Annotated in this window: 6 protein-coding genes; 1 reads left to right on the top strand and 5 read right to left on the bottom strand. The window is 61.9% G+C overall.

Going from position 1 to position 8,774, the window contains the following annotated elements; all coding sequences use genetic code 11:
• The 5 genes from truB to ACYVDE_RS09035 all read right to left on the bottom strand — a co-directional run.
• Positions 1–611 (bottom strand): tRNA pseudouridine(55) synthase TruB (gene truB / locus ACYVDE_RS09055; protein WP_460501166.1); only part of this gene is annotated, 611 nt, incomplete at its 3' end.
• A 6-nt stretch (positions 612–617) separates the two neighbouring features.
• Positions 618–1,448, bottom strand: coding sequence for an undecaprenyl-diphosphate phosphatase (locus ACYVDE_RS09050; protein WP_460501165.1), 831 nt, complete (start codon positions 1,446–1,448; stop codon positions 618–620).
• A 110-nt stretch (positions 1,449–1,558) separates the two neighbouring features.
• Positions 1,559–1,888 carry a DUF3098 domain-containing protein gene (locus ACYVDE_RS09045; RefSeq protein WP_460501164.1) on the bottom strand — a complete coding sequence of 110 codons (330 nt, stop codon included), beginning with the start codon at positions 1,886–1,888 and terminating at the stop codon, positions 1,559–1,561.
• Positions 1,889–1,950: 62 nt separating this feature from the next.
• Entirely contained in the window at positions 1,951–2,850 is a 900-nt protein-coding gene (locus ACYVDE_RS09040) for a cell division protein FtsX (protein ID WP_460501163.1), read from the bottom strand.
• A 158-nt stretch (positions 2,851–3,008) separates the two neighbouring features.
• Complete coding sequence (locus ACYVDE_RS09035; RefSeq protein WP_460501162.1) at positions 3,009–7,622, bottom strand: translocation/assembly module TamB domain-containing protein; 4,614 nt, start codon at positions 7,620–7,622, stop codon at positions 3,009–3,011.
• Between the two features lie 344 nt (positions 7,623–7,966).
• Here ACYVDE_RS09035 and tsaD point away from each other — a divergent pair.
• Positions 7,967–8,774, top strand: an 808-nt coding sequence (gene tsaD / locus ACYVDE_RS09030) for a tRNA (adenosine(37)-N6)-threonylcarbamoyltransferase complex transferase subunit TsaD (protein WP_460501161.1), incomplete at its 3' end; no start/stop codon positions are given.

Below are 8,774 nucleotides of genomic sequence, written 5' to 3'. Positions count from 1 at the left end.
ACCAGCCGCGTGAGGTGGGCGCCGCAGCCCAGCGCCACGCCCAGGTCGCGCGCCAGGCTGCGGATGTATGTGCCCTTCGAGCACACCACCCGGAAATCAACCTCCGGCAGGGCTATGCGCGTGATTTCGAAGGTTTTGATGTCAACGGTTTTAGACTTGATTTCGGCTTCCTGGCCGTTGCGGGCCAGCTCGTAAGCGCGCTTGCCATCTACTTTCACGGCCGAGAAAATGGGCGGCGTTTGCTGGATGAGGCCGGTGAACTGCGTGGTGGCGGCCCGAATATCTTCGTCGGTGAGGTGGGCGTAGGGGCGGGCCATGTCCACGGCGGTTTCGAGGTCGAAGCTGGGCGTGGTTTCGCCGAGACGGAAGGTGCCGGTGTACTCCTTTTCCTGCGCCTGAATCTGGTCGATTTCCTTGGTTTTCTTGCCGGTGCAGAGAATGAGCAGGCCGGTGGCCAAGGGGTCGAGCGTGCCGGCGTGGCCGATTTTCTTAATGCGCAGGGCATTCTTCACCTTGCGCACCACGTCGAACGAAGTCCACGTCAGCGGCTTGTCGAGCAGCAGCACTTCGCCGGTTTCAAAATCGTAGTCGGCCAGGGTTTTCGTCGTCATCGGGTATTACAATACGTTCAACGGAAGTTTAAGCGCCAGCATCAGCAACAAGATACCGCCCGCAATGATGCGGTAGATGCCAAAGGCCCGGAAGCCGTACTTCGCCACGAAGCCCACAAACAGCCGGATGGCCAGCAGCGCCACCACAAAAGCCACCACGTTGCCCAACACCAGCATCTTGATTTCGGCCCCCGAAAACAGGTGCGCGATGTCGATGCCGGCCGCTTTGGCTTCCTTGTAATAGTCGTACACGTCCTTTACTGCGGCCGCCGCCATCGTGGGCATAGCCAGGAAAAAGGCAAACTCAGCCGCCGCGCGGCGCGTCAGCTTCTGAGTGAGGCCGCCCACGATGGTGGCCGCCGAGCGGCTGGTGCCCGGCACCACGGCCAAGCACTGGAACAGGCCAATCATCAGCGCTTCCTTGAAGCTGGGGTTGGTAACCGGGTGGCCGCCTTCCTTGGGGTCTTCCTGCGGAAACCAGCGGTCGACGAACAGCAGCACCACGCCGCCCACTACGAGCATCACCGCCACGGTTGTCACCGATTCCAGCAGCGCATCGATGTGCTTCTTGAAGAGCAGACCCACCAGCACAATCGGCAAAAACGCCACCAGCAGTTTCAGGTAGAAGTCAATGCTCTGGAAAAAACGCTTCCAGTACACCACCAGCACCGAGAGGATGGCCCCCAGCTGAATCAGGACCAGGTAGAGCTTAAAAAACGGCGTGGGCGGAATGCCCAGCAGGGCCGAGGCAATAACCATGTGCCCGGTGCTGGAAACGGGCAAAAACTCGGTAAGGCCCTCCACGATGGCGAGGAGCAGCGCGTGCCAATAAGTCATCTAATCAATTAACAATGAACAGTGGGCAATGAGCAATTCGATAGGGACAACGGAGTGGCGACGCATTGCGCGGCAGCCCAACTCATCGTTCGTTGCTCATGGAGGCTTGCCTAGGGGCGCTTGTAAGTGGGCGCAGCCGGCATTGCGGGCGTGGCCGGAGCTACCGGGTCGGGCAGAGTGAAGCCCGTAGTCGGGGCTGCGGCGGGGGCAACCGGCGTGGCCACTACCGATTGGTCGCGCACCATAATGGCGGCAAATTCCACGGCGAAGCCGGCCAGCAGCAGCAGCGGCCCCAGCGTGATGCCAACGAAGTCTTCACCGTAGTTGGCTTTATCGCCAAACATCATGGTGATGAAGCCGGCGGCGAGCAGGGCCAGGCCCGCCCACATCAGGCGGTAGTTGCGGGGGCCGAAGGCGAAGCGGAAAGAGGTGGGTTGCATATGCTGGGAGTAATTCGGGTCAGAAAAGGAACGTCATGCTGGGCTTGTCGAAGCATGACGTTCTAGTACAGGTCGTCGAGCGACATTTTGAGGTACTTGTGCACGGCGCGGGCCGAACTGAAAAAGCCGATAACCACGCCCAGCACTACCACGCTCAGCAGGAGCAGGCCCAAGCGCAGGTCGTCGCGCAGCAGGCGTAGCTCGCGCACTTCGAGGTAGGCGTATTGCAGCAGGGCCACCAATATCAGCGCGGCCAGCACGCCGCTGGCCAAGCCCTGCCAGGTAGCGCGCCGCAGAAACGGCTGCTGGATAAAGAGGCGCGTGGCGCCCACCAGTTGCATGGAGCGGATGAGAAACCGCTGCGAGAACAGCGCGAGCTTAATCGTATTGTTAATCAGAATGACCACCACCAGCACCAGCACCGCCGCGAAGCCCAGCAGCACCAGGCTCACCCGCGTCAGGTTATTGTTGATGCTGGCGAACAAATCCTGCGGGTACTGCACCTCAAACACCCCGCGCTGCGTGCTGAGGCTGCGGTTGAGCTGGCGCAGGTGCGTGGTATCGGTGAATTCGGGCTTGATTTTGAGCACGTAAGCGTCGCGCAGCGGATTGTCGCCCAGAAACTGGCGGAAGTCTTCGCCAGTGCTTTGCAGCAACTGGCGCGCGCCTTCCTCCTTGCTCACGAAGCGAATTTGCGGCTTGCCGTCGCGCTCGGCCACGTAAGGCTGCTGGCCCAAGTCCTGCTGCAGGCGCAGCAACTCGGTTTCGGGCAGGTCGCGGTCAAGGTACACCTGCACTTCCAGGTTCTCGCGCACCACCTCGCTCAGCTTCTGCGCGTGCACCAGCAGCAGGCCGAACAAGCCAATGACCACCAGCGCCAGCGTGATGCTGAACACCACGAGCAGGGTGGGGTAGGAGCCGAGCTTTTTCTTGCGGGTGTGCGGGGTGGTGGGGGCAGCCATATTCGGGCAAAGGTAGCGAGTGGGAGGCGTCAGGGAAAAAGAACGTCATGCTGAGCGCAGTCGAAGCATCTCTACCGCCAAAGTATTCATTTACTATTGCGGTAGAGATGCTTCGACTGCGCTCAGCATGACGTTCCTATTGTTTTTCATTCGCCAACTCACAGATTCGTCCGTGGGTCGTCGTCCACGTTCAGCACCTCCTTGTTCTCGCGGGCCTTTTGCGTGTTGCGCTCCTTCCGCTTGGGAATCAGGCGCGTGAACAGCTCCCCGAACGTATTAAACTGCTCCGTATAAAGCAGCGAGACGCCGGCGCGGGGCTGGTTAATGGTTTCGAGGTCGCGCGGGGTGGTTTCGTAGCGCAGCTTCGCCCGGAACTTACCGTCGGCGCGCAGGTAATATTCCAAACTCAAATCGCCGAGCAGCGAAGCCTGGCCGGCGGTGTTGGCCGTGGTGGGCGTAATGCCGCCGCCGGTGTTCTGGCTCACCAGGTTGGGGTTGTTGGTGAAGCCGCCCTCGCGGGTCACGCGCAGGCGGCCGTTCAGGAAGGAATAGCTCAGGCGCACCTGTAGCGCCTGCAGCTGCTCGGCGCTGAGGCCGTTGATGTTGAAGTCGATTTCCAGGTTCTGGTCAATCTGCGACGTGAGCAGGCCAAGCTGCGTGCTCAGAATCTGCCCTAGGCTGTTCGATACCGTATTATCCTGACCTTTAATGGAAATGGTGCTGCCCAGCGACGAGCCCCGCGGCGACAGCTGCTTGAACACCAGCAGGCTGAACACCTGCCGGTTCAGCTCCTGCTCGTCGTTGCGCAGCGAGGCCGTGAAGGCCGCCAAATCGCCCTGCAGCGTGCCCGGCGCGTCGTTGAATTCCAGGTTGAGCTTGATGGCAGGCAGCAGCAGCGGCCCAGTCAGGTTCATCACAGCCGTAACGGGCACCACGGCCACGCTGCCCGAGGCCCCGCTTTCGAGCACCGGTGCCAGCGAGGTGCGCTGCGTGTAAGTAGCCGTGATGTTCATCTCGCCGGCCAGCGGGTCGCCGTTCCAGGAGATAATGCCACCCGGCCGCACCACGAATTCCTTATTTACCAAGCCTTGCAGCGTGAAGTTGTAAGCCCCGCGCACAATCTCCACCTGCCCGTACATGTTGAACTCGCCGCGCGTATCGATGGCCAAGCGCAGTTGTCCCGCCGCCGAGCCCCGAATCACGTCGCCGGTGCTCTCATCCAGCAGAATCTCCACGTAAGCCTCGGGCGTAATGGTGAGGTTCATGTTCAGCTTCAGGCCCGACAAGTCCACTTTATCGTTCACCGCCACTACCGCTTTCTTGGTTTTAGTGGTGTCGAGCAAGGGGTTGTTATTCACAAACTTGATGTAGCCAGCCTTCTCCGCTTTGGCCGCATTATCGAGCGGCAGACTCATGCGGGTGCCGGCCTCGCTGCTGGCCCGCACCGTGATATCGAGGTCATCCGTCGGGCCCGTCACGCGGGCGGTGCCGGTGGCGTAGGCCGTGCCGAAATACAGGTCGTTATCCTTGCGAGTGGTGTTGAGTACCTGCATCTTGCGGAAGTTGGCCGCAATGTCCAGGCTCATGTTTTTGAAGCCCTGGTGCCGCACAATGCCGTCCACCACGCCGGTGTTGCCCAGCACGTCGCGCAGCTTCACGTTTCGGAACTCTATCGAATTGTTGGTGAAGCTGATGCGGTCGGCAAACGTGTACGTCGTGCCCAGATACACGAAGGTGAGGCGGCCGTTGCTCACGTCCACCGCGCCCAGCAGGTTGGGGGCCGAGAAGGGCCCAGTAAGTCGCAGCTCGCCGCGCCCCGTGCCGCTGATATTCTTGAACAGCGAGCCCAAAAACGGCTGCGCCAGCACAATAGGCGCATCGTTGAGCGTGCCCGTGAGGTTGAGCTGGTTGGTTTTGCTGCCCGGCGCGATGTCGCCCAGCACCGTGAGCACCGACTGCCCGCCGCGGGCCACGTCGAGGTTGGTGCGCAGCTTGCCGGCGGCGTTGTCCCAATCGGCGCGGCCGGCCACCTGCCCAATCAGGGTATTGTCGTACTTCAGCGAATCCACGCCCAGCGTGCTGGCAATGGTGAGCGGGCCGTAGATGCCGCTCACGGTACCCTGCGCATTCAGGCGGCCGGCCAGGTTCTGGCCGGTCAGGGTTTTGAGGTTGGCCAGTTCGAAGTCCTTGATTTGCAGCTGCAAGGGCGGCTTGCTGGCATCGGGCGAAATAATGCCCTGCGCGCCCACAAACTGGTCGCCGTTGCTGAACGTCAGGTTCTTAATGTCGTATTCCTTGCCATAGTTGGAAATCGTAACCGAGTTGTTCTCGGCAATGGTCCAGTCCTTATCCAGCAAGTGCACGTCCGACTTCCGGAAAATCACCTCCACAGCCCGCGGCAAAAAGCCCAGCGCCCCGTTGATGGTGGCCCGGTTGGTGGTGCCCGTCTGGGCCAGCGAGGTCGAGAAGTTGATGTGCTGCTGGTCCCACACGCCTTCCACGATGAACTTCTCGGTGCGGCCCAGCCCCGGCAGCACCTGCCGGTCGCTCGTCACGCTGGCCTGGGCCAGAATATCAGGCTGGTAGGGCAGCTTCGAGGTCAGGAAGTCGAAGTCGTTGTTCACCGTGCGCACCGGGCCGTAGCGCAGGCTGTCGAGGTGCCCGCCGAGCTGGAAAATGCTGGTGCTGCCGCTGCGGAACGAGCCGTCGATGCGGCTGCCATTGGCCACCTCCAACTCGGGCACAAACAGCTGCAACACTGGGTTCGGCTTCTTTAGATTAAGCAGTAAATCAACCTGATATACCGGGAGCGTGCGCTGCTGCTTGCGGCGGTAATAGGCGGCCGTAGCAGCGGCGTTGCTCTCAAAATTGAGGCGGTACTCGGTGATGAGCGTTTGCACGTCGCGCACCACGTCGGAGGTGTTGAATGTGCCGGCCACGCTGGCGTTCACAGCCTCCGAGCGAATGGTTACCCGCCGTTGGTTCAGGCGGTTGCGGGTGCTCACCACGTCCAGTGTGTCGAGGCGCAGCACGCGGCCGTCGAGGCCGAAGCGTGAGTGGCGCAGGTAGGCGTAGCCGATGAGCGAGTCGAGCTGCACGCCCTTGAACTTCACGTTGGCCGTGGTGCTCACCGTCAGCGGCTGGCTCAGCAGGCCCAGCGTGCGCAGGTTGGCGTAGTCGATTTTGGTTTGCACGTCCACGCTCTCGTGCTTGCGCTCGAGGTCGATGTGGCCGTCGGCCACGAGCCGCACCGCCGGGTCGTTGATGCTGGCGTGGCCGTTGAAATGCAGCGGCCGGAAGTCGCCGTCGAACACGATGTTCCGGTAGCGGTAGCCGTTCAGCCAGATGGCCGGCACCGTGAGCTTGGCTTTGCCGGCCGCAAACGCCGGCAAAAAGCCTGTGCCCGCCACGCGCCCGTTCAGCGTCACGTCCCGAATCACGCTTTCATCGCCCAAAAACTTGCCCAGCTGGAAGGCGTTGCTGCGCACCGTGCCTTCGTAGCTGGCGTGCGTCAGGTCGGTTTTGGTTTTCAGGTTGACGTCGGTGGCCACAAAACCCAGCGCCGTGTCGAACGAGGCATTGGCCACAAAGTCGCTGTAAAAGCCCAGCAGCTGGCCCTGCACTTTCACGCGGCCCAGCGGCTGCACAAACTTGTTGGCCGCCGTCGGCAACCAGTGCTTCAAATCCTTGGCTTCGACTACCGAGGGCAGCAGGCGCAGGTCGAAAAAGCTCTCCTTATAGTTGGGCAGGCCGTCGGCGTGGGCGCGCTTGGCCACAATGTGCGTGCCGGTGCCGTAGCGCAAGTCGAGGTTGTTCACCTTGAAATCGCGCACGTAGCCCGAAGCGTCGCCCGACAGCGCCACCGACTCGTGCAGCTCGCTCAACTGCGGCGCGAAGCTGGCAATGTCTTCCGAATACACCTTCGAGTTGCGCAGCCGCGCAATGGTCTTCATCGAGTCGTTGTAATCGACGAAGTTGGTGAACACCCGGAACTCAAACCGCACATAATCTTTGATTTGACTGCGGCCCACCCGCAAGTTCAGGTTTTTGAATTCCCAGAAGTGGGGCCCATACGTCATGTCGGCCGTGATTTCGCGCAGCCGCGTTTGCGACGGCGCTTCCACCGCGTGCAGCTGGCTGATGCGCAGCTTCAGCGTGTCGCCGAGGTGAATGTTCGACACGTCGGCGTAGATGCTGTCGGCCACCAAGTGGTCGTAGTCAATGCTCTTGCCGTAGGTTTTGGCCCGTGGCACGTCGTCTTTCTGAATGGCGAAGTAGCCGTTGCGTAGCGCCACCTTCGCCACCTTGAAATCGAACGGAGCCGACTTCGTGGTATCAGTCGAAGGCCCGATGAGTCGCTTCACGGCCGTCATAAACTGGCTGAAGGTGGTGGTGTCGGGCTGGCCGGGCAGGTTGCGCAGCACGAAGCGCGGCTCATTGAGCGTGAGCGTGCCCACGTGCAGGTGGCGCGGGTCGAACACCGAGAACAGCGAAATGTCGGCATCGGCCCGGCCAATGCTGAACAGCTCGCCGCCGCGCCGGTCCTGCACCCGCACGCCCTCCAGCAGCACGCTGGAGAAGGGTCGGATATCAACGCTGCCAATCGTGACAGGCTGGCCCAGCTTGCGCGTGAGCACATCGGCGGCCTCGTGGGCGATGCGCGTTTGCACGCTCGGCACCCGCAGCGCCAGCAGCGCCCCCACCACAACTAGCACCAGCAGCCCCCCCAGGCCCAGCAGTATTTTCAGCAAAATGGCGAGGAAACGACGCACCGGGGCAGGAGGGGGGAAAACGAAAAAAGGCGGTGAATCCGCAAAGTTGCGGCTTTTTAGTGAGTTAGGCCAAACGCTGCGTTTGGACTGCCTACTGGAACGGCCGGAGCCCGAACCGGGTTCGCCCGCTACCGCCGAACTTTGCGCCTCCGCAAGGGTTGGGCCAAAGGGCCGGGCTGGTCGGTTGCACAATGTAGAGACGCAATATTTTGCGTCTCGTCGTTAGCTTCGCTGACATTCGGTTGAACGACCGGAACTACGCCGAACCACCCGATACCGCGCAGCAATAACAACATCAGCAACGACGAGACGCAAAATATTGCGTCTCTACTTCGTCCAATCTCATGCCCACTCATCCCATCATCCTCGCCATCGAATCTTCCTGCGACGACACCGGCGCGGCCGTGCTGGCCGGCGGCGAGCTGCTGAGCAACGTGGTGGCCACCCAAAAAGTCCACGAGCAGTACGGCGGCGTGGTGCCCGAGCTGGCCTCGCGCGCCCACCAGCAGCACCTGCTGCCCGTCGTCACGGCCGCGCTCAAACAGGCCGGCATCAGCAAAGCCGACCTCGACGCCGTAGCCGTCACGCAGGGCCCGGGCCTGCTGGGCTCGTTGCTAGTGGGCGGCATGTTTGCCAAAACGCTGGCCCTGGCCCTCGACAAGCCGCTACTGGCCGTGAACCACATGCGGGCCCACATTCTGGCCCATTTCATCCGCGACCCCAAACCGGCGTTTCCCTTTCTGTGCCTCACGGTGAGCGGCGGACACACGCAGCTGGTGGTGGTGAAATCGGCGCTGGAGATGGACGTCATCGGCCAGACCATCGACGACGCGGCCGGCGAGGCCTTCGACAAAACGGCCAAGCTGCTCGGCCTGCCGTACCCCGGCGGCCCGCACCTCGACAAGCTGGCCCGGCAGGGCAACCCCGAGCGGTTTGCCTTCCCGGTGGGCGCCATGTCGGGCTACGACTTCTCCTTCAGCGGCCTGAAAACGGCGGTGCTCTACTTCCTCAAGAAGGAAACCGCCGCCAACCCTGACTTCGTGCAGGAAAACCTGGCCGACCTCTGCGCCGGCATTCAGCACACCATTGTGGCCACACTGCTGCGCCAGCTGCGCCGCGCCGCCGCCGATACCGGCCTCACGCAGGTGGCGC

It is taken from the genome of Hymenobacter agri (genome assembly GCF_054778495.1).
Note: the sequence above shows the minus strand (reverse complement) of the source record. Positions and strands in the feature narration are given on the sequence as shown.